The sequence below is a fragment of the Microbacterium sp. 2FI genome (genome assembly GCF_005502885.1).
Lineage (GTDB): Bacteria > Actinomycetota > Actinomycetes > Actinomycetales > Microbacteriaceae > Microbacterium.
In genome coordinates, this window is record NZ_SCMR01000012.1 from 1 (window position 1) to 23,446 (window position 23,446).

The 23,446-nt window shown below is 70.4% G+C and carries 25 protein-coding genes and 1 pseudogene; 12 read left to right on the top strand and 14 right to left on the bottom strand.

The window, feature by feature from the left end:
* From FFS15_RS10920 to ddaH, 4 genes and pseudogenes are all read left to right on the top strand, one after another.
* Positions 1-186 (top strand): annotated as a pseudogene (locus FFS15_RS10920) (ferredoxin); the annotation flags it as partial.
* Between the two features lie 2 nt (positions 187-188).
* A complete protein-coding gene (gene dapC, locus FFS15_RS10925) occupies positions 189-1,322 on the top strand; it encodes a succinyldiaminopimelate transaminase (RefSeq protein ID WP_137845064.1) in 1,134 nt (377 codons plus the stop codon).
* A 185-nt stretch (positions 1,323-1,507) separates the two neighbouring features.
* On the top strand, positions 1,508-2,806 hold the full coding sequence (locus tag FFS15_RS10930; RefSeq protein WP_137845065.1) for a citrate synthase: 1,299 nt from the start codon (positions 1,508-1,510) through the stop codon (positions 2,804-2,806).
* A 49-nt stretch (positions 2,807-2,855) separates the two neighbouring features.
* A complete protein-coding gene (gene ddaH / locus FFS15_RS10935) occupies positions 2,856-3,626 on the top strand; it encodes a dimethylargininase (protein WP_137845066.1) in 771 nt (256 codons plus the stop codon).
* Between the two features lie 6 nt (positions 3,627-3,632).
* On the opposite strand, the gene ppk2 is transcribed toward ddaH, so the two are convergent.
* From ppk2 to dapD, 3 genes are all read right to left on the bottom strand, one after another.
* Positions 3,633-4,514, bottom strand: a complete 882-nt coding sequence (gene ppk2, locus FFS15_RS10940) for a polyphosphate kinase 2 (protein ID WP_137845152.1) — start codon at positions 4,512-4,514, stop codon at positions 3,633-3,635.
* Between the two features lie 8 nt (positions 4,515-4,522).
* On the bottom strand, positions 4,523-5,215 hold the full coding sequence (locus FFS15_RS10945) for a hypothetical protein (RefSeq protein ID WP_137845067.1): 693 nt from the start codon (positions 5,213-5,215) through the stop codon (positions 4,523-4,525).
* Between the two features lie 124 nt (positions 5,216-5,339).
* Entirely contained in the window at positions 5,340-6,296 is a 957-nt protein-coding gene (gene dapD, locus FFS15_RS10950; protein WP_137845153.1) for a 2,3,4,5-tetrahydropyridine-2,6-dicarboxylate N-succinyltransferase, read from the bottom strand.
* Between the two features lie 80 nt (positions 6,297-6,376).
* On the opposite strand from dapD, the gene dapE reads away from it, so the two are divergent.
* The 3 genes from dapE (at position 6,377) to FFS15_RS10965 (ending at position 8,940) form a co-directional block, all read left to right on the top strand.
* A complete protein-coding gene (gene dapE, locus FFS15_RS10955; RefSeq protein WP_137845068.1) occupies positions 6,377-7,453 on the top strand; it encodes a succinyl-diaminopimelate desuccinylase in 1,077 nt (358 codons plus the stop codon).
* Positions 7,435-8,658 (top strand): glycosyltransferase family 39 protein, encoded by a 1,224-nt coding sequence (locus FFS15_RS10960; protein WP_137845069.1) that lies wholly within the window; start codon positions 7,435-7,437, stop codon positions 8,656-8,658. Before dapE ends, FFS15_RS10960 begins: the two co-directional genes overlap by 19 nt.
* Before the next feature lie 108 nt (positions 8,659-8,766).
* A complete protein-coding gene (locus FFS15_RS10965) occupies positions 8,767-8,940 on the top strand; it encodes a DUF3117 domain-containing protein (RefSeq protein ID WP_137845070.1) in 174 nt (57 codons plus the stop codon).
* Positions 8,941-9,005: 65 nt separating this feature from the next.
* Here FFS15_RS10965 and FFS15_RS10970 read toward each other — a convergent pair whose 3' ends face one another.
* The gene (locus FFS15_RS10970) at positions 9,006-9,641 is read right to left on the bottom strand and encodes a class I SAM-dependent methyltransferase (RefSeq protein ID WP_137845071.1); all 636 of its coding nucleotides are present in this window, start codon (positions 9,639-9,641) and stop codon (positions 9,006-9,008) included.
* Positions 9,642-9,713: 72 nt separating this feature from the next.
* Between FFS15_RS10970 and FFS15_RS10975 the strand changes: the two genes are divergently transcribed.
* A complete protein-coding gene (locus tag FFS15_RS10975) occupies positions 9,714-10,121 on the top strand; it encodes a Sec-independent protein translocase TatB (protein ID WP_137845072.1) in 408 nt (135 codons plus the stop codon).
* A 47-nt stretch (positions 10,122-10,168) separates the two neighbouring features.
* Here the strand turns inward: FFS15_RS10975 and FFS15_RS10980 are convergent, their stop codons facing one another.
* The 3 genes from FFS15_RS10980 to FFS15_RS10990 are packed head-to-tail and all read right to left on the bottom strand — an operon-like array spanning position 10,169 to position 13,139.
* Complete coding sequence (locus FFS15_RS10980; protein ID WP_137845073.1) at positions 10,169-11,323, bottom strand: Mrp/NBP35 family ATP-binding protein; 1,155 nt, start codon at positions 11,321-11,323, stop codon at positions 10,169-10,171.
* A complete protein-coding gene (locus FFS15_RS10985; protein ID WP_137845074.1) occupies positions 11,320-11,847 on the bottom strand; it encodes a DUF1003 domain-containing protein in 528 nt (175 codons plus the stop codon). Before FFS15_RS10985 ends, FFS15_RS10980 begins: the two co-directional genes overlap by 4 nt.
* Positions 11,847-13,139 (bottom strand): CBS domain-containing protein, encoded by a 1,293-nt coding sequence (locus FFS15_RS10990; protein WP_137845075.1) that lies wholly within the window; start codon positions 13,137-13,139, stop codon positions 11,847-11,849. The genes FFS15_RS10985 and FFS15_RS10990 overlap by 1 nt, the downstream gene beginning before the upstream one ends.
* Positions 13,140-13,179: 40 nt before the next feature.
* Between FFS15_RS10990 and FFS15_RS10995 the strand changes: the two genes are divergently transcribed.
* The gene (locus tag FFS15_RS10995; protein ID WP_249353973.1) at positions 13,180-13,803 is read left to right on the top strand and encodes a general stress protein; all 624 of its coding nucleotides are present in this window, start codon (positions 13,180-13,182) and stop codon (positions 13,801-13,803) included.
* A gap of 11 nt (positions 13,804-13,814) precedes the next feature.
* Positions 13,815-14,516 (top strand): alpha/beta family hydrolase, encoded by a 702-nt coding sequence (locus FFS15_RS11000; RefSeq protein ID WP_137845076.1) that lies wholly within the window; start codon positions 13,815-13,817, stop codon positions 14,514-14,516.
* Positions 14,517-14,541: 25 nt separating this feature from the next.
* On the opposite strand, the gene FFS15_RS11005 is transcribed toward FFS15_RS11000, so the two are convergent.
* The 3 genes from FFS15_RS11005 to FFS15_RS11015 are packed head-to-tail and all read right to left on the bottom strand — an operon-like array spanning position 14,542 to position 18,882.
* Positions 14,542-16,341, bottom strand: a complete 1,800-nt coding sequence (locus FFS15_RS11005) for a gamma-glutamyltransferase (RefSeq protein ID WP_137845077.1) — start codon at positions 16,339-16,341, stop codon at positions 14,542-14,544.
* A 30-nt stretch (positions 16,342-16,371) separates the two neighbouring features.
* Complete coding sequence (locus tag FFS15_RS11010; protein ID WP_137845078.1) at positions 16,372-17,802, bottom strand: aminopeptidase P family protein; 1,431 nt, start codon at positions 17,800-17,802, stop codon at positions 16,372-16,374.
* A gap of 60 nt (positions 17,803-17,862) precedes the next feature.
* Positions 17,863-18,882 carry an endonuclease/exonuclease/phosphatase family protein gene (locus FFS15_RS11015; protein ID WP_137845079.1) on the bottom strand — a complete coding sequence of 340 codons (1,020 nt, stop codon included), beginning with the start codon at positions 18,880-18,882 and terminating at the stop codon, positions 17,863-17,865.
* 81 nt (positions 18,883-18,963) lie between these two features.
* Between FFS15_RS11015 and FFS15_RS11020 the strand changes: the two genes are divergently transcribed.
* Positions 18,964-19,827, top strand: a complete 864-nt coding sequence (locus tag FFS15_RS11020) for a PHP domain-containing protein (protein WP_137845080.1) — start codon at positions 18,964-18,966, stop codon at positions 19,825-19,827.
* A 39-nt stretch (positions 19,828-19,866) separates the two neighbouring features.
* Here FFS15_RS11020 and FFS15_RS11025 read toward each other — a convergent pair whose 3' ends face one another.
* A complete protein-coding gene (locus tag FFS15_RS11025; protein ID WP_137845081.1) occupies positions 19,867-20,256 on the bottom strand; it encodes an SHOCT domain-containing protein in 390 nt (129 codons plus the stop codon).
* Between the two features lie 111 nt (positions 20,257-20,367).
* Complete coding sequence (locus FFS15_RS11030; RefSeq protein WP_137845082.1) at positions 20,368-21,891, bottom strand: DEAD/DEAH box helicase; 1,524 nt, start codon at positions 21,889-21,891, stop codon at positions 20,368-20,370.
* Positions 21,892-22,085: 194 nt separating this feature from the next.
* Here FFS15_RS11030 and FFS15_RS11035 point away from each other — a divergent pair, with 194 nt between their 5' ends.
* Complete coding sequence (locus tag FFS15_RS11035; protein WP_137845083.1) at positions 22,086-22,799, top strand: ferritin-like fold-containing protein; 714 nt, start codon at positions 22,086-22,088, stop codon at positions 22,797-22,799.
* Between the two features lie 58 nt (positions 22,800-22,857).
* On the opposite strand, the gene FFS15_RS11040 is transcribed toward FFS15_RS11035, so the two are convergent.
* Positions 22,858-23,148, bottom strand: coding sequence for a hypothetical protein (locus FFS15_RS11040; protein WP_137845084.1), 291 nt, complete (start codon positions 23,146-23,148; stop codon positions 22,858-22,860).
* 11 nt (positions 23,149-23,159) lie between these two features.
* The gene (locus tag FFS15_RS11045) at positions 23,160-23,384 is read right to left on the bottom strand and encodes a DUF3107 domain-containing protein (RefSeq protein WP_137845085.1); all 225 of its coding nucleotides are present in this window, start codon (positions 23,382-23,384) and stop codon (positions 23,160-23,162) included.
* Between the last annotated feature and the right edge of the window lie 62 nt (positions 23,385-23,446).

Below are 23,446 nucleotides of genomic sequence, written 5' to 3' on the forward strand. Positions count from 1 at the left end.
TGCGAACCGGTCTGCCCCGTCGAGGCGATCTACTACGAAGACGACCTCCCCGACGAGTGGCAGGACTACTACAAGGCCAACGTCGAGTTCTTCGACGACGTGGGATCCCCCGGGGGCGCGGCCAAGGTCGGCGTCATCCACAAGGACCACCCCGTCATCGAAGCCCTCCCACCCCAGGAACACTGATCGTGGGGGTGGCCGACCTCGCCGACTACCCGTGGGATGCCGTCGCACCGTATGCGGCGCGTGCCCGTGCCCATCCGGACGGCATCGTCGACCTCTCGATCGGCTCGCCGGTCGACGCCACGCCACCCGTCGTCGCCCGTGCCCTCGCTGCGGCGACCGATGCCCACGCCTATCCGCAGACCGTCGGCACGCCGGCGCTGCGTGAGGCGATCGCCTCCTGGTACGCACGTCGTCGAGGGGTGCCGGGCCTCGGCCCCGAGAATGTGCTGCCGACGGTCGGGTCGAAGGAGATGGTCGCGCTCCTGCCGCTGCTTCTCGGGCTCGGGCCGGGCGACGTGGTGGTGCATCCGCGCGCGGCGTATCCGACCTACGAGGTCGGTGCCCGACTTGTGGGCGCCACCCCCGTGGCTTCGGACGATCCCGCCGAATGGCCGATCTCGACGCGCCTGGCGTGGATCAACTCGCCCGGCAACCCCGACGGCCGTGTGCTCGACGCCGAGGCGCTGCGCGCAGCCCGCGGGCGAGCCGCAGAGATCGGCGCGATCCTCGCCTCGGACGAGTGCTACGCGGAGCTCGGGTGGGACTCCCCGTGGGATGCGGCCCCGATCCCGTCGGCACTGGACCCCGCCGTCACGGACGGCGATCTCCGCGGCATCCTGTCGGTGTATTCGCTGAGCAAGCAGTCGAACCTCGCCGGATACCGCGCCGCATTCGTGGCCGGGGATTCCGCTCTGATCGCGAGCCTGCTGACGGCACGCAAGCACCTCGGCCTCATGCTCCCCGCGCCCGTGCAGCAGGCGATGGTGGCGGCTCTCGCCGATGACGCTCACGTGGCGATCCAGAAGGAGCGCTATCGCGCGCGACGCGATGTGCTCAAGCCCGCCGTCGAGGCGGCGGGGTTCCGCGTCGACGCGAGCGAGGCGGGGCTGTACCTGTGGGCCACCGAGGGCCGCGATGCATGGGAGAGCATCGGCAGACTCGCCGGTCTCGGCATCCTCGCCGGGCCCGGACACTTCTACGGCTCGCACTTCCCGCAGCACGTGAGGTTCTCCCTCACCGCGACCGACGAGCGCATCGCCGCGGCCGCAGCCCGGATGCGCGCAGATGCACCGGATGCACCCGTCGCACCCGCGTGAGGATTCCTCCATCGGAATTCACAGGGCTTTGGCCGTGTCAACAGTAGGCGCAGGCGCCCACTAGGCTGTAGGGACGCGGCGGCGAGGCATCCCCCCGTCCCCGTTCCGGCTCCCGGAAGGCGTGACATCGCGCTCACGGAGCCGGACGACACCCCCGGCACGACCAGAAATCGCGAGGAGGCGCCGTGAGCGACGCGGGCACCCAGCAGGAGAAGGCCACCCTCACGATCGGTGATAGAGCCGCTGAATTCCCGCTGTTGCGCGGGACAGACGGCACCCCGAGCGTCGACATCTCCACGCTGACCCGGCAGACCGGTCACACGGCGATCGACTACGGATTCGTCAACACGGCGGCCACCAAGTCCGCGATCACATTCATCGACGGCGACCAGGGGATCCTGCGCTACCGCGGCTACCCGATCGAGCAGCTCGCGAAGAACAGCACCTACCTCGAGGTCGCCTGGCTGCTCATCTACGGCGAGCTTCCGAGCGCCGACGAGCTCGCGGCATTCGACGACCGCATCCGTCACCACACGCTCCTGCACGAAGACCTCAAGCGCTTCTTCTCGGCACTGCCTCACACGGCTCACCCGATGTCGGTGCTCTCGTCGGCGGTATCGGCCCTCTCGACCTACTACGAGAGCGAGTCCGACCCGAACAACCCCGAGCATGTCGAGCTCAACACGATCCGCATGCTCGCGAAGCTTCCGGTGATCGCGGCGTACGCCCACAAGAAGAGCATCGGCCAGGCCTTCCTCTACCCCGACAACGGGCTGGGGTTCGTCGACAACTTCCTCAAGCTCAACTTCGGCGTGCTGAGCGAGATCTACGAGGTCGACCCGGTCATGTCGCGGGCTCTCGAGCGGCTCCTCATCCTTCATGAGGACCACGAGCAGAACGCCTCGACGTCGACCGTGCGGCTCGTCGGCTCGACCGGTGCCAATCAGTTCTCGTCGATCTCGGCCGGAATCAACGCGCTCTACGGACCCCTCCACGGCGGTGCGAACGAGGCCGTGCTCGACATGCTCGCGCGCATCCGCGACTCGGGCGAGAGCGTGCAGCGCTTCGTCGAGCGTGTGAAGAACAAGGAAGACGGCGTCAAGCTCATGGGCTTCGGACACCGGGTCTACAAGAACTACGACCCGCGCGCCAAGCTCGTCAAGGAGTCCGCCGACGAGGTGCTGACCGCGCTCGGCGTGAGCGACCCGCTGTTGGATCTCGCGAAGCAGCTCGAAGAGATCGCCCTCAACGACGACTACTTCCGCGAGCGTCGCCTGTACCCGAACGTCGACTTCTACACCGGCGTCATCTACAAGGCGATGGGGTTCCCCACGCGCATGTTCACCGTGCTGTTCGCCATCGGGCGTCTCCCGGGCTGGCTCGCGCAGTGGCGCGAGGCGGTTGCCGACCCGCAGACGAAGATCGGCCGCCCGCAGCAGCTGTACATCGGCTCACCCGAGCGCAACTACCCCGGCATCGGCTGATGCCCGTCGGCGGCTCGCCGCGCTGAGCCCGTCCCGTTAGGGTCGAGGGATGCCGCGCCTCCTCGTCCGTCGTCCCTCGCCGCTCCTCGCGGAGGGTGAGCTGACGCATCTCGACCGGGTTCACGTCGATGCAGCGCTCGCGCAGCGCCAGTGGCAGGCGTACGTCGACGTCTTCCGAGCGCGCGGGTGGGAGGTCATCGAGGTCGACGCTGCCGATGCGCAGGCCGACGGCGTGTTCGTCGAGGACGCGATCGTGGTCTTCGACGATCTCGCGGTGCTGTGCCGATCGGGCGCTGGGTCGCGCCGCGGGGAGGCGCCGACCGTTCGTGCCGCCGCCGACTTGCTCGGAGTCGAGGTGGCCGAGATCGTCGCGCCGGGAACGCTCGACGGCGGCGACGTGCTGAAGGTCGGGCGCACGGTCTACGTCGGCGCATCGTCGCGCGCGAACGCCGCGGGCATCGGCCAGCTGCGCAACCTCCTCGAGCCGCGCGGCTGGTCTGTCGCCGAGATCCCGGTCACGAAGGTGCTGCACCTCAAGAGCGGTGTGACGGCGCTTCCCGACGGCACCGTCGTCGGTTTCGCGCCACTTGTGGACGATCCGTCGCTCTTCCCGTCCTTCCTCGGCATCCCGGAAGAGCACGGCACCGCGGTGGTCGTGCTCGATGAGTCGACCGTCGTGATGTCATCGGACGCGCCCGCGACGGCGGCCCTCTACCGCGAGCGCGGCCTCGAGGTCGTCACGGCCGACGTGTCGGAGTTCGAGAAGCTCGAGGGCTGCGTCACGTGTCTGTCGGTGCGTGTGCGCGACGCCCGGGGCTAGGTGCACTCAGGACGACTTCTTCGCCTCCTTGGCGGCGATCTCCGCGGCATCCTTCTCACGCTCGCGCTTGCCCTTGGAACTGTCGATCTTCTCGGCGGCGTGCCGCGCCTCGACATCGGCGGAGTGGTCGGGCACGTAGTTCTCGACGTTGCGCGGTGGCCGCTCGTAGCCGCCGGCTGGTGGTCGCTCCGGGATCTCGATGTCTTCGCGCTCGACCGGCTCGTAGGGAACGTGCGAGAGCAGGTGGGCGATCATATTCACGCGCGCGCGGCGCTTGTCGTCGGAGCGGACCTCCCACCAGGGTGCCTCGGGGATGTCGGTGTGGATGAACATCGTGTCCTTCGCGCGCGAGTAGTCCTCCCACTTCGTGATCGACAGCACGTCGTTCGGGCTGAGCTTCCACCGCCGCATCGGGTCTTCCGCGCGCGCTCGGAACCGCTTCTCCTGTTCGACGTCCGAGACGCTGAACCAGTACTTGAGCAGGATGATGCCGTCTTCCACCAGCATCCGCTCGAAGATCGGCGCCTGGTGGAGGAACCGGTGGTACTGCTCGTTGGTGCAGTACCCCATCACGTGCTCGACGCCAGCGCGGTTGTACCACGAGCGATCCATCAGCACGATCTCGCCCGCGGCGGGCAGATGCGACACATAGCGCTGGAAGTACCACCGCGTCTTGTCGCGCTCGCTGGGCGTCGGCAGCGCGACGGTGCGCGTGACGCGATCGTTGAGGTACTCGGAGACCCGCTTGATCGTCGACCCCTTGCCGGCGGCATCCCGGCCCTCGAAGATCACCACGATGCGCGCGCCGGTCGCCTGCACCCACGCCTGCATGTCGACGAGCTGGGCCTGCAGCACCATGAGCTCGGACTCGTAGAGGCGCTTCGCCATGCGCTTGGTCACGGAGTGTCTCCTTCTTCGATCGGGGGGCGTTCGTCTGCCGCGGGGGCGTAGGTGCTCCAGACCTCGCCGAAGAAGAGCGACCCGAAACGTGCGACCGCGGCGAGGCCGCCGGGACCCTCGGTGCGGAACGTCGTCATCTGCTTCGCGAAGTCGAGCGTCTCGATGCGGAGAATGCCGGCCCCGACCACACGATCGTCGTCGGCGGCGAGGTGCCCGGTCTCGGAGGTCGCGTCGCCAGGCGGGATGTGGCCGGAGAGCAGCTGCACGTAGAGGGTCGTGGTGTCGGCCCAGATGTCGAAGCCGGGATCGTCGTGCACCTCTTTGAAGCCCACGACGGTGAGGGGCTCGTCATCGATCGTCAGGGTCCAGAGGCGGTACAGCATGCGCTGGCTGCGGGATGCCGCCGGCCCCACGAACAGATTCACCCACCCCTGCACCACCTCGGTGCGCCCGCCGACGACCGCTCCGTCGACGAAGCCGGACGCCGTGCCGGAATGCGTCGGGTCTGCCGCGAAGGCATCGATGTCGGGTGCCGTCACCGTGAGCTCGAACATGAACGCCTCATGGCGTTCGCGGGCCTTCTCGTACGCCGTTCGAGGATCGCCGCCCCCGGTGCGCGTCACGAACCCCTTCATCTGCTCGGTGAAGCTCACCGATGTGCCGCCTGTGGGCGCTGGCTCCGTCGTCATTGTCGGCCCCCTTCCGCGCCCTATCGTGGCACGAGACTGGGGCCGGTGCGCCGAAGTCGGCGAACTCTGCGCCGAACTCTGCGCCGGACTCTGCGCCGGACACTGTGCCGGACACTGTGACGGACTATGCGTGCAGCGCCTCGTTGAGCGTCACCCCGACGCCGGCCCGGCGCACCGCTTCGACGGCGCCGGTGAGGGAGTTGCGGCGGAACAGGATGCCGTCGCGGCCCGACAGCTCGGCACCTTTCGCCGTCGGCCGCGAGCCGTCGGCGCGAGGCGCCTCGTCGGCGAGCACGATCTTCGACCCTGCGGTCACGTACAGGCCGGCTTCGACGACGCAGTCGTCGCCGAGCGAGATTCCGACGCCGGCGTTCGCGCCGAGCAGCGTCCGGGCGCCGATCGAGACCTTGTGCGCGCCACCGCCCGACAGGGTGCCCATGATCGAGGCGCCGCCGCCGATGTCGCTGCCGTCGCCGACGACCACGCCCTGCGAGATGCGGCCCTCGACCATCGACGTGCCGAGCGTGCCCGCATTGAAGTTCACGAACCCCTCGTGCATGACGGTCGTGCCGGGGGAGAGGTGGGCGCCCAGCCGCACGCGCGACGCATCCGCGATCCGGACGCCGGGAGGCGTCACGTAGTCCAGCAGCCGCGGGAACTTGTCGAGGCCCTGCACCTGGATGCCGTCGCGGGCGAGGAAGGGCCGCAGGCGCGTGAGGGCATCGGGATGCATCGGGCCGGCGTTGGTCCATGCGACATTCGGGAGGTGGCCGAAGATGCCGTCGAGATTGACTTCGTTCGGCGCGACCAGGCGGTGCGACAGGGCGTGCAGGCGGAGGTAGGCGTCCGAGGTCGACAGCGGGGCGGCATCGAGGTCGATGTCGATCGCGACGAGGTCGACGGTGACCTCGCGACGGGGATCGGGCACCGCGAGGCGCTCGAGGTCGTCGGGGGCCAGCGCCGGATCGAAGCCGACCGGCACGCGCCCCCGTTCGGGGGCCGGGAACCATGTGTCCAGCACCGTGCCGTCGTCTGCCGCCGTCGCGAGGCCGAAGCCCCACACCCACCGTTCGCCGTTCATCGCGTTCATCCCGGTCATCCCGCTCATCCCCCCACGCTAGCGCGACGGGAAGCCCGGAACCGCGTCGATAGACTCGGGGGATGCCGGTGCTCGATCTCTCCGCGACCTCGCTCGATCTCACGCGCACGATCTGCGACATCCCGAGCGTGTCGGGAGACGAGACGACTCTCGCCGACGCGATCCACGACGCGATCGTCGCCCTCCCGCACCTCGACGTGTACCGCGACGGCGACACGATCGTCGCCCGCACCAACCTCGGCCGCACGCAGCGCGTCGCGATCGCGGGGCACATCGACACCGTGCCGATCAACGCGAACGTGCCCACGCGCGACATCGAGATCGACGGCGAGCCGCACCTGTGGGGTCGCGGCACCGTCGACATGAAGGCCGGTGTCGCGGTGCAGCTGAAGCTCGCGGCCGAGCTCACCGACCCCCGCGTCGACCTGACGTGGTTGTGGTACGACCACGAGGAAGTGGATGCCGACCTCAACGGCCTCACCCGCCTCGCGCGCACACGGCCGGATCTGTTCGCCGCCGATTTCGCGATCCTCGGCGAGCCCTCGAACGGCCAAGTCGAGGGCGGCTGCAACGGCAACCTCCGCGCGATCGTCCGCACGCACGGCGTGCGTGCGCACAGTGCGCGGGCATGGGTCGGCGAGAACGCGATCCACCGCGCGGCGCCCATCCTCACACGCCTCGCCGAGTACCGGCCGCGCGAGATCGAGGTCGACGGCCTGGCGTACCGTGAGGGTCTCAACGCCGTCCGCATCGGAGGCGGAATCGCCGGCAACGTGATCCCAGACCTCTGCGAGGTCGAAGTCAACTACCGCTTCGCGCCGTCGCGGGACGCGGCCGAGGCCGAGCGCCACGTGCGCGATGTGCTGTCGGGTTTCGACGTCGAGATCGTCGACCTCGCCGAGGGCGCGCGTCCCGGCCTCGACGCGCCACTCGCGCAGGAGTTCCTCGCAGCCGTCGGCGCCGAGCCCCGGCCCAAGTACGGGTGGACCGACGTCGCCCGCTTCAGTGCGATGGGGGTTCCCGCGGTCAACTACGGACCCGGTGACCCGCATCTCGCGCACCACGATGAGGAGCGCGTGCCGGTCGCCCAGATCGACGCAGTCGAGCAGGGTCTGCGGGCGTGGCTGACGGGCAGCTGACGCCCGAAGCCCCGAGCCGCTGGGGGCGCCTGCCGGCGGCTGCCCGCATCGGCATCCTGTATCTCGCCGCCCGCGTCGTCACGACGGTGTTCCTCCTGGTGGCGGCAGAGCTCTCGGGCTTCGGCTCTCGCTTCGGCCCCGATGCGCGCCTGAACGACCTCGTGCTCGGCTGGGACGCTCGCTGGTACTGGATCGTCGCCGAGACCGGGTATCCGTCGACCCTTCCGCTGACCGATGCGGGAATGGTGGCCGAGAACCAGTGGGCCTTCATGCCGCTGTACGCATACCTGGCGAGGCTGGTCTCGATCCCCTTCGGATCGTGGGCGGTCGGCGCGTTCCTGGTGTCGATCGCCGCCGGCTACGGCGCCTCGTACGTGCTGTATCGGATGCTGCGCGAGCGCGTCGACGAGTCGGCCGCGACGTGGTCGGTCGTGTTCTTCGCGTCTGCTCCGCTCGCGGCACTGTTCCAGGTGGGCTACGCGGAATCCCTCGCCCTGCTGTGGCTGTTCCTGGCCCTGTGGTGCGTGCATCGCCGCCGCTTCGGCTGGCTGTACCTGCTCATCCCGCTGCTGGGGTACACGCGGCCCGGCATTCTCGCCTTCGCGCTGTTCCTCGCACTCTACGGGATCTGGCGCTGGGTGCGCCGGCGGCGTGATGCGCTCCCGGCGCGCGAGGTCGTGCACATCGTCGCCCTCGGCCTCCTCGCCGTCGCGGTGGGATTCTCATGGCAGGTCCTCGCCGGCTGGGTCACGGGGGATCCCGGAGCCTATCTCGCGACCGAACTGGCCTGGCGGCGCAACTGGATCCCCGGTCCCGCCGAGTTCTTCCCGCTCGAGGGATTCGTGAGCGCCGCCGCGTTCTGGTTCGGTTCGGTGTGGGGGCTCACGCCGCTGGTCGGGTACATCGCACTCGTGCTCCTCGTGCTGGCACTCGCCGCCGTGCTGATGTTCGAACCGCACGTGCGCCGCCTCGGAGTCGAGGTGCGGCTGTGGAGCGCGAGCTACCTGATCTACCTCCTCCTCGTCTTCTTCCCTCAGTCCAGCGTCTTCCGGCTGCTCCTGCCGCTGTCGCCGCTGTGGGGCGCGGTTGCCCTGCCGAGGTCGCCGCTGTGGCGGTCCGGCGTCCTGGTGGCGTGCCTCGTGGGCCAATGGTGGTGGATCTACAACGTGTACGCGCTGGGGAATGCGTTCTGGCAGATTCCGTGACAGGACGGACAGGACACGGTCGGATGTCGCTTTCCCCAGGTGGCCCCCGGCGTCGCCGCCCCCGGGATAAACTGGGGAGTCGCAGACCATCGATGAAAAGGAGCCGCAATGGCAGCCATGAAGCCGAGAACCGGAGACGGGCCGATGGAGGCCGTGAAGGAGGGTCGCCTCATCATCGTGCGGGTTCCGCTCGAGGGTGGCGGACGCCTCGTCGTCTCGGTGAACGACGCTGAGGCCAAGGAGCTCTACGGCGTTCTGGGTGGCGTCGTCAACCCCGCCTGATTCCCCCCGTTGCGAGAATGGCCGGTCCTTCGGGACCGGCCATTCTCGCGTCGCGGGTGGCGCGATCAGTCGCTGGCGACGGTGGTCAGCTGAAGCAGGCCCTCGCCGACGATCGACAGCGCGCCGATCACGGCGGGCGAGGCCTGTGTCTCCTGGATGAGCGAGCGATAGGCGGTGGTGACCGCATCGCGCTTGACGGGGTCGGCCACCGCGCCGCCGGCGAGCACGCGCGGAACCAGCACCGTGCCGCCCGCGCGCACGAGGCGGAGGCCGTGCTCGACGTACTCGATGACGCCGTCGGCATCGGCGTCGACCAGGACGATGTCGTACGACGCCTCGTTCATGCGGGGAAGCACTTCCCCCGCGCGACCGGTGATGAATCGGGCGCGAGCCGCGGGGATCTTCGCGTCGGCGAACGCCTGACGCGCAGCGCCCAGGTGCTCGGGCTCGTTGTCGATGGTGGTGAGGGTCGCCCGCGGCGAGCCGTGAAGCAGCCACAGGCCGGAGACGCCGGCACCCGTGCCGATCTCGACGATGTTGAGGGCGCCGGATGCCGCGGCGATGACGGCGCACTGCGCGCCGACCTCGGGGCTGACGGGAGCGGCGCCGAGTTCGAGGGCGTGCGCTCGCGCCCGGATGATGTGATCCGGCTCGATCGTCGCCTCTGCGGCGAACCGGTGGTTGGCGTCGTGCTCGCCCATGGGTTTCCTCCGCGGGCCAGCCTACGCGGAGGATGTGCGCTCTCTGCCCAGGCTCGGCGGTAACCTGAACTCATGTTCTTGGGTCTGACCATCGAGAAGCTGCTGCTGATCGGCGTGATCGCGGCCTTCGTCATCGGTCCGGAACGGCTTCCGCGCTACGCCGAGGCCCTCGCCGGGTTCACCCGCCGGGCGAAGGAGTGGATCACGACCGCCCGCTCGCGCGTGCGCGACGAGATGGGCGAGGACTTCGACGACGTCGACTGGCGCACGCTCGACCCGCGCCAGTACGATCCGCGGCGGATCATCCGCGAGGCACTCCTCGACGACGCGCCCGTGCCGACGGTCCGCGCGGCGCAGGCGGCGACGGCCATCACGGCGGTCGGTGCCCCCGTGCCGCCGCCGACCGCCCCGGTCGCAGCCCCCGTGAAGTCGCCCTTCCGGGCAGGCGTCGTCCCGCCGTTCGACGCCGAAGCCACCTGACACCGATCAGGCGGCGGATCGGATGGCCATCGGCATCCGGTCCCGAATCAGCGCGGGCGGAAGGGCAGAGCGCGGCCGGACAGCCCGCGTGGCGCGGTGGCCAGCGCCGCAGCGAGATTCTCGATCGCACGTGCGGCAGGGTCGTCGGGCTGTCCGACGACGACGGGGATGCCGGCATCCCCACCCTCGCGCAGGCCCGGGCTGAGTGGGATCGATGCGAGCAGGGGCACATCGCCTTCCGGGCCGGACAGGGCCGCTGCGACGGCTGCGCCGCCGCCGGCTCCGAACAGCTCGAGCACGGTGCCGTCGGGCATCGGGAGACCTGCCATGTTCTCGACGACGCCGACGACCCGCTGGCCGGTCTGGCGTGCGACGAGACCGCTTCGGACGGCGACATCGGATGCCGCGGCCTGCGGCGTCGTCACCACGATGACGTCGGCGTGGGGGAGCAGCTGACCCACCGAGATCGCGACATCGCCGGTGCCGGGGGGCATGTCCAGCAGCAGCACGTCGAGGTCGCCGAAGTACACGTCGGTGAGGAACTGCTGCACGGTGCGGTGCAGCATGGGTCCGCGCCACGCGACGGCGCCGACCGGCTCGTCGCCGGCCGAGCGACGCAGGAACATGCCGATCGAGATGACCTTCACGCCGTGGGCGACGGGCGGCAGCATGAGGTCGTCGATGCGGGTGGGCTGCGGCACCGATCCGTCGGGGGCCGCGAGCCCCAGGAGACCCGGGATCGAGAAGCCGTGCACGTCGGCGTCGACGAGGCCGACCGCGAGGCCCCGCGCGGCCAGCGCGACGGCGAGGTTCGCGGTGACGGTGGACTTGCCGACGCCGCCCTTGCCGCTCGTGACCGCGATCACGCGCGTGAGCGACTCGGGGCCGAACTGCATGACCCGCGCGGCCTTGCCGCCGCGGAGCCGCTCGGTGAGTGCGCGGCGCCGATCGGGTGCCATGACCCCCACCTCGAGGGCGACCTCGTCGATGCCGGGGACCGAGGCCGCGGCGGCACGGACGTCGGCGGTGATGCGCTCGGCGGCCGGGCACCCCACGATCGTGAGCGAGATCGTCACGTGGGCGCGTCCACCCTCGACGGCGACATCGTCGAGCATGTCGAGCTCATCGAGCGGGCGGCGAAGCTCCGGATCCATGACCGCGCCGACCGCGCGGCGCACGGCGTCGGCGGAGGCGCCGGTCATCGCGCCGTGTCCTCGGCCCGCTCGTCCCGCTCGTCGAGGCGCTGCAGGAGCGAGCGGAGCTCGGCGCGCAGCACGTCGCGCGTGACGACTTCCTCCGCGACATCGGTGACCGCCATGCGGAGGGCGACGACTTCGCGGGCGAGGTACTCGGTGTCGGCGAGATTCCGCTCCGCGCGCTGTCTGTCCTGCTCGATCTGAACGCGGTCGCGGTCGTCCTGCCGGTTCTGCGCGAGCAGGATCAGCGGGGCGGCATACGACGCCTGCAGGGAGAGGATCAGGGTGAGAAGCGTGAAGTTCGTCGCCGCGGGGTCGAACTGGAGCTCCGGAGGCATGAAGATGTTCCAGCTCAGCCACGCGACGACGAACAGCGTCATGCCGATGAGGAACCCCGACGTGCCCATTCCACGAGCGAACGCCTCGGAGAAGCGGCCGAAACGGTCGCGCGACGGCTGAGGAGTGCGCTGCAGCATGCCCGAGCGGCCGCGCGGGGCGTCCAGCGCCACGTGGCGCGTCTGCCGTGCCATCAGCGCCTCCGGGGGATCGTGACGGTCGCGGTGACGGCCGCCGGCGGAGCCTCGACGTGGTCGCCGTGCGAGCGCCAGTCATCGGGCAGGAGGTAGTCCAGCACGTCGTCGATGCTGATCGCGCCGACGAGGCGATGCGCCTGATCGACCACGGGGACCGAGACGAGGTTGTAGCTGGCCAGAAGCCGGGCTACGTCGGCTGCCGACGCGCCGGCGGGCATCGGGTCGAGGGTGTCGTCGATGATCGCGCCCAGTCGCTCATGCGGGGGATAGCGCAGCATCCGCTGGAAGTGGACGGTGCCGAGATAGCGACCCGTGGGCGTCTCGTACGGCGGCAGCGTGATGAACACCGCCGCGGCGAGGGCCGGGTGCAGCTCATGCCGGCGGATGAGAGCGAGCGCTTCGGCCACGGTCGCGTCGGCCGACAGGACGATGGGTTCGCTGGTCATGAGCCCGCCCGCGGTGTCGGGGCCGTACTGCAGGAGCGCACGCACATCCTCGGCTTCTTCGGGCTCCATGAGGTCGAGCAGCTCCTCGGAGCGCTCCTCGGGGAGCTGCCCCAGAAGGTCGGCGGCGTCGTCGGGCTCCATCGCATCGAGGATGTCGGCGGCGCGCTCGTCGCCGAGCGCCTCGAGGATGTGCACCTGGTCGTCTTCGGGCATCTCTTCGAGAGCGTCGGCCAGACGGTCGTCGCTGAGCTCCTCGGCGACCTCGATGAGGCGCTCGTCGGGAAGGTCGAGGAGCGTGTTCGCGAGGTCGGCGGGCCGCAGATCGGAGTAGGTGGCCACCAACTGCTCGGCGGACTGCGCTTCACCGGGGTTCTGCTGTTCGCGCACCTCGGACCACCCGGCGAACGTCGTCGGCCCCTTGGCGAACGGCGAGGCGCTCGTGCGCGGACGCCGGAGGAAGAGCTGTCCGATGTCCCACTCGCCCAGGCGGTTGCGCTCGATCGCGACGTCTTCGATCACGGCGACGCCGGAGCCGTCGTTCAGGTAGACCTTGCGTCCGAGGAGTTCGGACATCACGCGGACTTCGCCGCCGCGCTGCTGGAAGCGGCGGACGTTGATGAGGCCGGTCGTGATGACCTGACCGGTCGCGATCGAGGTGACCCGCCCGATCGAGACGAACACGTGTCGGCGCCCGGGGATCTCGACGACGAGTCCGACGACGCGTGGCGGATCGTCCTTCCGGTAGATGACGACCACGTCGCGCACCTTGCCGAGGCGATCGCCGGCGGGGTCGAAGACCGAGCACCCGGACAGGCGCGCGACGAATACCCTCTGAGTGCTCACGCGTCCCAGCGTAGCCCCGGCACCGTGGGAGGATGGGCAGATGAGCATGTTCGGAGGCAGACCGCCGCAAGGCGTCGGCGACGTCGGACAGCCCGTCGCGAGCTTCCCCTCGTACGAGGCCGCGCAGAAGGCGGTATCCACCCTCATCACTGCCGAGATCCCTGCTCGCGACATCGCGATCGTGGGCAAGGACCTCCGCTCGATCGAGCGCGTGACGGGCCGCCTCGGCTACGCCTCGGCCGCTCGCTCGGGCGCCATCAACGGACTCCTTCTCGGCCTGCTGTTCTCGGCGATCCTCGTCATCGGCTCGCCGTCGGTGCCGATCCAGGCCTTCGTCGGCGTGCTCTTCGTCGGCATCGCGATCGGGATGCTGCTGAGCATCGTGACCTACTCGTTCGTTCGGCGCCGGCGCGATTTCGCGAGCGTCATGCAGGTGCTGGCCGACCGCTACGAGGTCACTGTCGCCGCGGCGAGCCTGCAGCGCGCGCGCCAGGCGCTCGGTGCACAGGCGATCGCAGAGCAGGTGCGCGTCGAAGCAACGCCCCCACCGACAGTTCCCGCCGAGCCGCCGCGCTACGGCGAGCGCGTCGACCCGGCGCCGGAGCCTGCGCCCGACGCCGACCAGACTTCCGCACCGCAGCGTCCGACCGACTCCGAGCGCTGACGATCCGCGCTATGAGCGAGAACGTCCACGGCCCGGAACAAGCGGTGCGTTTCGAGGTCGCGCTGCCCGCAGGGCCTGTGGAGGTATCGGGTGTGCTGGCCGAGCCCGCGGTCGGAACTTCCGCCTGGGCGGTGATCGGCGTCGCGCACGGAGCCGGCACGCGGTTCGATCACCCCGGTGTGGTGGGCTTCGCACGCGCCATGGCTGGGCTCGGCGTCGTCTCGCTGCGCTTCAACCTTCCGTACGCCGAGGCGGGGAGACGGATGCCGGGTCCCGCGGCGCACGCGGTCGCGGGATGGGCCGCCGCCTTGGCGGCACTGTCGGCGCATGCACCGGGTCTCGGCGTCTGGGCATCGGGGCGCTCGTACGGCGGTCGCATGGCGTCGATGGCGGCGGCGGAGGGGGCGATCGCGCCGGCGGGGCTCGTCTACCTCGGCTATCCGCTGCATCCGCCGGGAAAGCCCGATCAGCCGCGGGTCGAGCACCTGTCGGCGATCGCTGCACCCCAGCTCTTCCTGTCGGGCACGAACGACCCGTTCGTCGATCCGCATGAGCAGCTCGAAGCCGCTGTGGCATCCTGCCGCGATGCGGAGCTGCACTGGATCGAGGGCGCAGGGCACTCGTTCGATGTGAAGGGGCGCAGGCGCGCCGCCGCCGAGTCCGCCGCCGAACTCGCTGGACCCGTCGTCGAGTGGATGCGCCGGCCCCGCTGACGAGGGGGCGCGCGGCCCTGACGGTCTACCGCCCCGCCGCGTAGCCCTGCATCCCGCGCGGATTCGCCGCAGCCCACAACAGCCCTGCGGCACGGTCGATCCCGACGGCTGAGAGGCGTCCGAGCGCCCAGTCGCCTGCGCGTGTGACGGCGTGACCCCGCCGTTCGAGGCCGCCGATGACTTCGTCGCCGAGCCGATCCTCGACGACGGCGCCCGCGGGCACGAACATGCGGGGCCAGAACGAGTCGATCATCGCGGTCGTGTGCAGCGCCGGCGCGTCGATCGCCTGCTGCGCCGTGTACCCGCCGACGATCATGCGCAGGAGCGCCAGCAGCTGCCATTGGTCCTGCTGGTCGCCGCCGGGCGAGCCGATCGCGAACGAGGGTGCGCCGTCCTTCAGGACGAGCGTGGGGGTGAGCGTCGTGCGCGGGCGCTTGCCGGGGGTGAGGGATGCCGGGTGCCCCGCGTCGAGCCACGTCATCTGCAGCCGTGTCCCCAGGCAGAACCCGAGGGCGGGGATCGTCGGAGACGACTGCAGCCACCCGCCGGACGGCGTCGCGGAGATGATGTTGCCCCAGCGATCGACGACGTCGAGGTGGCAGGTATCGCCGCGGGTCCGCCCCGACCTCTCGACAGTGGGCTCACCGGTGCCTGCGGCACGGCGCACCGCTCCGACGCGGAGCTCGGGTCGGTAGGGCGTGCGCCCGGAGATCCGCCCGGGGCGGAACTCGGTCGAAGCGGTGTCGCCGATGAGCGCGCGACGCTCGGCGAGATAGTCCGCCGACAGCAGGGTCTCGAGGTCGACGTCGGTGTCGCCGTACCAGGCGTCGCGGTCGGCGAGTGCGAGCTTCTGGGCTTCGAGGATCGTGTGGGCCCCGGCCTCCTGCGAGGGATCGAGCAGGTCGTCGGCGAGGGGATCCAGCATCCCGAGCGTCTGAAGGAGTGCCGGTCCTTGGGTCCATGCGCCCGCCTTCGCGACGGTGTGACCGCGGAACTCCCGCGTGATCGGATCCTCGTACCCGGCGTCGAACCGGGCGAAGTCGTCGGGCGTGATCACGCCTGCGTGCAGCCCGCCGTCCGAATGTCGGTGGGGCGTCGCGAGGAATACCGCAGCCTCGTGAGCCACGATGCCCGTCTTCCACTCGTGCCGGGCCGCGTCGATCCGCGCGGCCCGCCCGACGGGTCCGTCGTCGCGGATGGCGCACGAGGCGTGCACCAGGCCGTCGAGGACGGCCGCGTACGCCGGATTGCGGACGACGTCGCCGCCCTTCGGAGGCTCGCCGCCCGGCATCCACAGGTCGGCCGACGTCGTCCAGTCGTCGGCGAACAGCCGCGCGACGCGCGCGATCGTGGCAGCCGCGCTCGGCAGGAGCGGATGCCCGTCGCGGGCGTAGCCGATCGCGAAGGCGAGCACATCGGCGAGCTCCCACGTGCCGTGGTCGCGCAGCAGCAGCAGCCACGCGTCGACGGCGCCGGGCACGGCCGCGGCGAGCCCGCCGGCTCCCGGCACGAGGTCGAGCCCCTCGGCGCGGCAGTGATCGATGCTCGCGCGGGCCGGGGCCGGGCCCTGACCCATCAGGACGGCCGGGCCTGCGGCATCCGCGGGATGGAAGATCGCGACCATGTCGCCGCCCGGGCCGTTCAGGTGCGGCTCGACGACGTGGAGCACGAATCCGGCGGCGACCGCAGCGTCGAACGCATTGCCTCCGCGCTCGAGCACCGCCTGCGCGGTCGCCGTCGCGAGCCAGTGCGTCGAGGCGGCCATGCCGAACGTACCCGACAGCGTCGGGCGCGTCGTGAACGACGGGGGCGGGGTATACGTCACGTCGGGTGCGCTTCGTCTCGCTTCGCTCGCTCAGCGGCCCGGGGGTGAGAGGCGCGCGATCCACGCCTCGACCTCGTCGGCGGTGCGCGGGATGCCGGCCGAGAGGTTCACGGGCCCGTCTTCGGTCATGAGGATGTCGTCCTCGATGCGCACGCCGATGCCCCGGTACTCCTCGGGCACGGTCACGTCGTCGATCTGGAAGTAGAGTCCCGGCTCGATCGTGAACACCATTCCGGGTTCGAGGAGCCCGTCGTAGTACATCTCGCGACGCGCCTGCGCGCAGTCGTGCACGTCGATGCCGAGGTGGTGGCTGGTGCCGTGCACCATGTAGCGACGGTGCTGGCCGCCGCTGTCTGCGACGAGCGCCTCTTCGGCGGTGACGGGCAGCAGGCCCCACTCCGCCACGCGCGCGGCGATGACCTGCATGGCGGCCTCGTGCACCGAGCGGAACGTCACGCCCAGGACGGCGGCTGCGAAGGCCGCATCGGCCGCCTCGCGCACCGCCTCGTAGACGCGGCGCTGGATGTCGGTGAACCGGCCGCTCACGGGGAGGGTGCGGGTGATGTCGGCGGTGTAGAGGCTGTCGACCTCGGCGCCGGCGTCGACGAGGATGAGGTCGCCCGGGACCACGGCGCCGTCGTTGCGCGTCCAGTGCAGGTAGCATGCGTGCGGCCCCGACGCGGCGATGGTGTCGTAGCCGACCGCGTTGCCGTCGCTGCGGGCGCGGCGGTGGAAGACTCCCTCCACGATGCGCTCGCCGCGCGGGTGGGCGACTGCGGCATCGAGGTGCGCGACGATGTCATCGAAGCCGGCCGCGGTCACGTCGACCGCGAGCCGCATCTGCTCGATCTCGTACTCGTCCTTCACGAGGCGCAGCTCCGAGACGAAGCGGGTGAGGTCGGCATCCGTCCCCACCACGGCGTCGTCGGCATGCTCCTCGAAGGCGTCGACATGGGCTGTCGCGAGCCCCAGGTCGGCGGCGACACCGGCGAGGGCCGGGCGCGGGCCGATCCAGAACTCGCCGATCGAGGCGTCGGAGTAGAACTCTGCGGTGGTGCGGTCGGCGCGCTCGCGGAAGTGGAGGGTGACGTCGTGTCCGCTGGTCTCGCGCGGCTCGAACACCAGCACGGCGCCGGGCTCGGAGTCGGCGCCCCAGCCGGTCAGGTGCGAGAACGCCGAGTGGGCGCGGAAGGGGTAGTCCGTGTCGTTGCTGCGCTGCTTGAGCTCGCCGGCGGGAACGACGAGGCGGCGACCCGGGAACGCCGCAGAAACGGCTTCGCGTCGCGCCCGCGCGTACTCGGCCTGCGGACGCTCGGGCGGGAGGGAGTCGGGACGCTCGGCCCACCCCGTCGAGATGGTGTCGAGGAAGCCCTGCCCGTAGGGCTGACGCCGGTTGGTGCTGGTGGACGTCGTCTGGGCGGGCTGCTGCGCGATCGTGTCGCTGTCGCCTGTGGTGCTCATCGTTCCAGTCTGGCACGCGATCGGGCACGCGTCCCGAGGCTGTGGAGACCGGCCCCGCGTTCAGCCGACCGGCTCGAGCTGCACCACGAGCGGTCGATGGTCGCTCGTGGATCCGCCCATCGCTTCGAGCACCAGCGAGCCGGTGGCGCGCCAGTGAGAGGAGGCCATGACATGGTCGATGGGCGCCCCGAGGAGAGCTGGGATCTCGGTCGACCACGTGCCCACCGAGCCGTTGCCGGTGTCGGCGGCGGAGTCGTGGCAGAGCCCGAGCGCGCCGCCGTCGGTGCCGAGCTCACCCATGTGGTCGAGGGTCGCGTTGAAGTCGCCGGCCATGATGACGTTGGCGTCGCCGCACTGGTCGGCGAGCCACCGCAGGTCGTCGCGCCAGTGCTGCATGTAGCTCGGGCGCGGGGCGACGGCGTGCACCGCGACGACGATGGGGCCCGAGCCGTCCACCGGCATCGCGACGGCGCTCGGCACGGTCGACGTGTTGCTCGAGCCGTCCGCAGAGGACTGGATCACGGAGTAGTCGCCGAGATCCGGCGAGATCAGCAGCGTCGTCGAACGCGCATCCCAGCCGTCGACCCCGTACTCGGCATGGTGGACCCACATCGGATGCCCGAGCTCGCGCATCGCGACGGCGACCTCCTCGCCGGTCTCGATCGTCGTCTCGGGCAGTGTCACGATCTCGACGTCCATCGCCACGGCGATCTTCGCCACGGCCTCGGGTGCCGTCGCCTCGCCCGACGTGTTCCACGTCATCACCCGCACCCCGGTGTCGGTCTTGGCGGGCAGCGCCTCGGTGCCGAGGCCGCGCGAGATCATGATCGCCGCGTTGGCGACGACGGCGACGCCGAAGACCAGGGCCAAGGAGAGCGCGAAGGCGCGCATCGGACGCGCCATGCCGAGCAGCAGGGCGATCACGACGGCCACGGCGAAGGCGATCAGCAGAACCCCGCGGAACGAGACGATCTGCGCGATCGGGTACAGCTGATCGACGCGGAAGAACGACGGCCAGGTGAGGACGGCGGTGGCGATCGCGCACAGCACCGTCGCGAAGATCCCCAGGAGGCGTAGCACTCGGCGACTCTATGTCAGCAGTCTGAGAGATCCGTCAGCACGCGCGGGGCCGTCGTCGTACGCGCGCGCTACTGTCGAATCATGCCGGGTACGCGACGCTTCGAGGGGCCGAGCGACCTGCATCTGCACTCGGTGCACTCCGACGGCACCGAGTCGCCCGCCCAGGTGATGGCCGCCGCACACCGCCATGGCCTGCGCACCGTCGCCCTCACCGACCACGACACGACGTCGGGGTGGGCAGAAGCGGCCGAGGCCTCGGCGTCGCTGGGGATGACCCTGATCCCGGGCATGGAGCTGTCGGCACGGCACGAGTGGCGGAGCGTCCACGTTCTCGCCTATCTCGTCGACCCCGACGACGTGGCGCTCCGTGCGATGACCGAGCGGATCCGCGCCTCGCGCCTGGACCGGGCCCGTCTCATGGCCGACCGCATCGCGCAGGACTACGACCTGCACTGGGACGACATCGTCGCCCAGACGAACGACGGTGCCACCGTCGGGCGCCCGCACATCGCTGACGCGCTGGTGGCGCGCGGACTCGTGCGCGACCGCGCCGAGGCGTTCGCGAGCATCCTGAGCCCCGGCGGCGACTACTACGTCGCCCTCTATGCGCCCGACCCCGTGACCGCCGTCGAACTCGTCACGGGCGCCGGGGGCGTGGCGATCATCGCGCATCCCGCCGGGCGCGCCGGCCTGCTTCCGATGCCGCTCATGGAGCGGATGCTCGCCGCGGGCCTCGCGGGGTTCGAGCTGGGTCATCGCGAGAACCTGGATGCCGCGAAGCGAACGCTCGAGCGACTGAGCGCGGATCGCGATCTCATCGTCACCGGGTCCAGCGACTACCACGGACTCGGCAAGCCGAACCAGCCCGGTGAGAACACCACGAGCGACGAGATGGTCGCGCGCATCATCGAGCGTGCGACGGGAATCGCCCCCGTCCTCCCGTGAGGGCGGACGAGGGCGATTCCCTTCAGATCTTCAGAATGCTCAGGCGAGCGCCTTCGCCTTGATGCCGTCGAACTCGGCCTGCGTGATCGCGCCGGCGTCGAGCAGCGACTTCGCCTTGGCTATCTCGTCGGTCGGGCTGGCGGAACCGGCGACCGTCTTGATGTACGCGTCCTGCTGCGCCCGGAACTGCTGCGCCTGGGCGGCGCTGCGCTCGGCCATGCCGTTGCCGCGGGCGATCAGGTAGACCAGCGCGGTGAGGAACGGCAGGAAGATCAGGAAGATGATCCAGATGGCCTTCAGCCAGCCGTTGAGCTTCGAGTCACGGAAGAGGTCTCCGATGATCGAGAACAGGACCATCAAGTAGGCGATGAAGACGAACGCCCACAGGAACCACCAGATGACGGTCCAGAAGTTCGACCACAGATCCATAACTGCTCCTTGATTGCATTGCGAGGTGAGGTGGCCGCGCAGCATGGCGGCCCAACCCATCACACTACCGGGCGCCGGACCACCCCGAATGCACAGAGCGCGGGTGGGTCGCTATGCGGTCGCCACGGGGGCTCCGGCGCCGCCGCGGCCGCCCCGACGCCGGCGTCGACGGGGAGCCGGCTTGCCGTCGTGGTGCTCGCTGCCGCCGCCGTCGTGGGTGCCTGCCCCTTCGGCCGCATCCTTCATGCCGTGGTCGGCGGGGACCTCGGGTGCTGCCGAGACGGGACGCTCAGAGGAGGTCCCGGTGCCGGCGGACGCGCCGGAGCGACGCCGGCGTCGGCGCGGGGCGCCGTCGCGGTCGGTGCGGTCGGTGCGGTCGGTGCGGTCGGGGCGCTCGCCGGACGCCGCCGGGGCGGCATCCGGAGCCTTCGTCGCCTGAGCGCGCGGCGTCGTGGTGATGCGGCCCTTGGTGCCGGCGGGGATGTCGAGGTCTTCGTACAGGTGGGGGCTCGACGAGTAGGTCTCGACGGGCTCGGGCTTGCCGAACTCGAGAGCGCGATTGATGAGCGCCCACTTGTGCAGGTCGTCCCAGTCGACGAACGTGACCGCGATGCCGGTCTTGCCGGCGCGGCCGGTGCGGCCCGCGCGGTGCAGGTACGTCTTGTCGTCGTCGGGGATCGTGTGGTTGATGACGTGGGTCACGTCGTCGACGTCGATGCCGCGGGCGGCGACGTCGGTGGCGATCAGCACGTCCTTCTTGCCGGCCTTGAAGCCGGCCATCGAGCGCTCGCGAGCCTCCTGGCTCATGTCGCCGTGCACGGCGCCGGCATTGAAGCCGCGGTCGTTGAGCTCGTCGACGAGCTTCTGCGCGGCGCGCTTGGTGCGCGTGAAGACGACGGTCTTGCCGCGACCCTCGGCCTGCAGGATGCGCGCGATCACCTCGTCCTTGTCGAGCGAGTGGGCGCGGTAGACGAGGTGCTTGATGTTCGCCTGCGTGAGGCCCTCGTCGGGGTCGGTCGCACGGATGTGGATCGGGTTCGACATGAACCGGCGCGCCATCGCGACGATCGGGCCGGGCATGGTGGCCGAGAAGAGCTGCGTGTGGCGGATGGCCGGGACCTTGGAGAAGATCTTCTCGATGTCGGGGAGGAACCCCAGGTCGAGCATCTTGTCGGCCTCGTCGAGAACGACCTCGGTCGCGTGCGACAGGTCGAGCAGACGCTGGTTGTTGAGGTCGATCAGGCGCCCGGGCGTGCCGACGACGATCTGGGCGCCGGCCTTGAGCTGGTCGATCTGGCCCTCGTAGGCCTTGCCGCCGTAGATCGCGACGACGCTCGTCGAGCGACCCGAGGTCAGCATGTCGATGTCTTCGTAGACCTGGACGCACAGTTCGCGCGTCGGCACCACGATGAGCGCCTTGACGCCCGGCTCGGGGTTGAGGCCGAGGCGCTGCACGACCGGGATGCCGAAGCCGAAGGTCTTGCCGGTGCCGGTCTTGGCCTGGCCGATGATGTCCTGGCCGGGAAGACCCAGGGGGATGGTCTGCTCCTGGATGGGGAACGCATCGACGATCCCCTTCGCGGCGAGCGTTTCGACGATGTCCTGGTCGACGCCGAGTTCGGCGAAGGTCGTCACGATGAGTGCCTGTCCGGCAGTGAGATGCTGCCTGCTTGCGTGCCCTGGCGCGGGACGAAGGTCGCCGTGCGGGCGGAGGTGGGATCCACGCCCTTTTCTCAGCGACAGGCGCGGGAGCCCCGAACCGACGCCGGGGACGGACCCACCCTACCGGAGGAGCGCTGTGACGAGGCGGCGGGCCTAGGCTGTACGGCGTGGTGAAGTGGTTCTGGCAGCGACGAGACGCGGGGCGCAAGCTCCAGCTGCGCTCGCGCGAAGACATCGGCGACGCGACGCGCGTCGACTTCGAGGAGCTCGCCCCGGACATCGACACGTTCCTGGGGCAGGCGGCCTACCTGCAGCTCGGGTTCTTCGAGACGCTCAGCGAGCTGATCTCGCTCACGCCCGGGCTCTCCGACAAGGAGTCGCTCTCCCGCGCCGCCGGGGCCGCCCTGACCAAGCACGAAGCGCTCGTCGCCCTCATCCGCGAGCGTGGGGATGACCCGACGGCGCTGATGCTTCCCTTCCGCGAGCCGCTGGACGGCTTCCGCCGCGCCACCCACGGGGTGCGCGCGCACGAGACGATGCTGTCGGTGCACATCACCGCCGGCATGCTCGACGATTTCTATCTGGCACTGTCGGCCAGCTATGCCGACACCGGCCGCCGCGTGGCTCGGATCCTTCAGGCCGACGACGACCGCCAGGCGATCGTCGACATGATCGCGGCGACCATCGCAGCCGACCCCGAGTGGCGGTCGCTCCTGGCGATGTGGGGGCGTCGACTCGTCGGGGACACCCTGCTGATCGCCCGCGCCGCGCTGCGGCCGACGACCCTGCGCGTGGCGGACGAGGCGAAGGTCGAGCCCGTGTTCACCGAGCTCATGGCGGCCCACTCACGTCGCATGGACGCGATGGGGCTCGCGGCCTGAGGCCGCGGCATCCGCGTCCCGCCGTCGCTCGCCGTTCGCTCGCTGTCGGCCGGCCTGGTCAGCCGATGCGCAGCCGCACGCGCTCGCGCGCGTCGTGCGCCGTGCGAACGCGGGACAGGATGATCAGCGTCGGGTAGGTCACCGCGACCGCAGCGACCGGAGCCGAAAGCCAGAGCCACGGGCTGTCGACGCCGACGCCCGCCCAGGTCAGGATGCTCCAGACCACGCCCGCGGCCGCGGCCCCGACCATCGGGCCGACGACGACGCCGCGCCTCGAGCGGCCGCCCAGCTGGTAGTGGATGCCGAGGCCGATGACGGCGCCGACGATGAGCCCGATGAGGATCTGCATCGGCGGGACTCTCAGGCCACGAAGCCGACGCGGCGAGACTCTTCGGTCCCGAGTTCGACGTAGGCGAGGCTCGCGGTCGGCACGACGTAGGAGTTGCCCTTGGTGTCGCTGAAGGTCACATGAGTGGCGCCGGCGTCGAGTGCGCTCGCGAGCGACTTCTTGACGTCGGCTGCGGGCTCGCTCGTCTCGAAGCTGAGCTCGCGGCCGGTGTTCGCGATGCCGATGCGGATCTCCACGTGTGTGCCTCTTCCTCCACGGATACGCGCCCCGGGCGGGCGCATGGCAACTCTACGACACG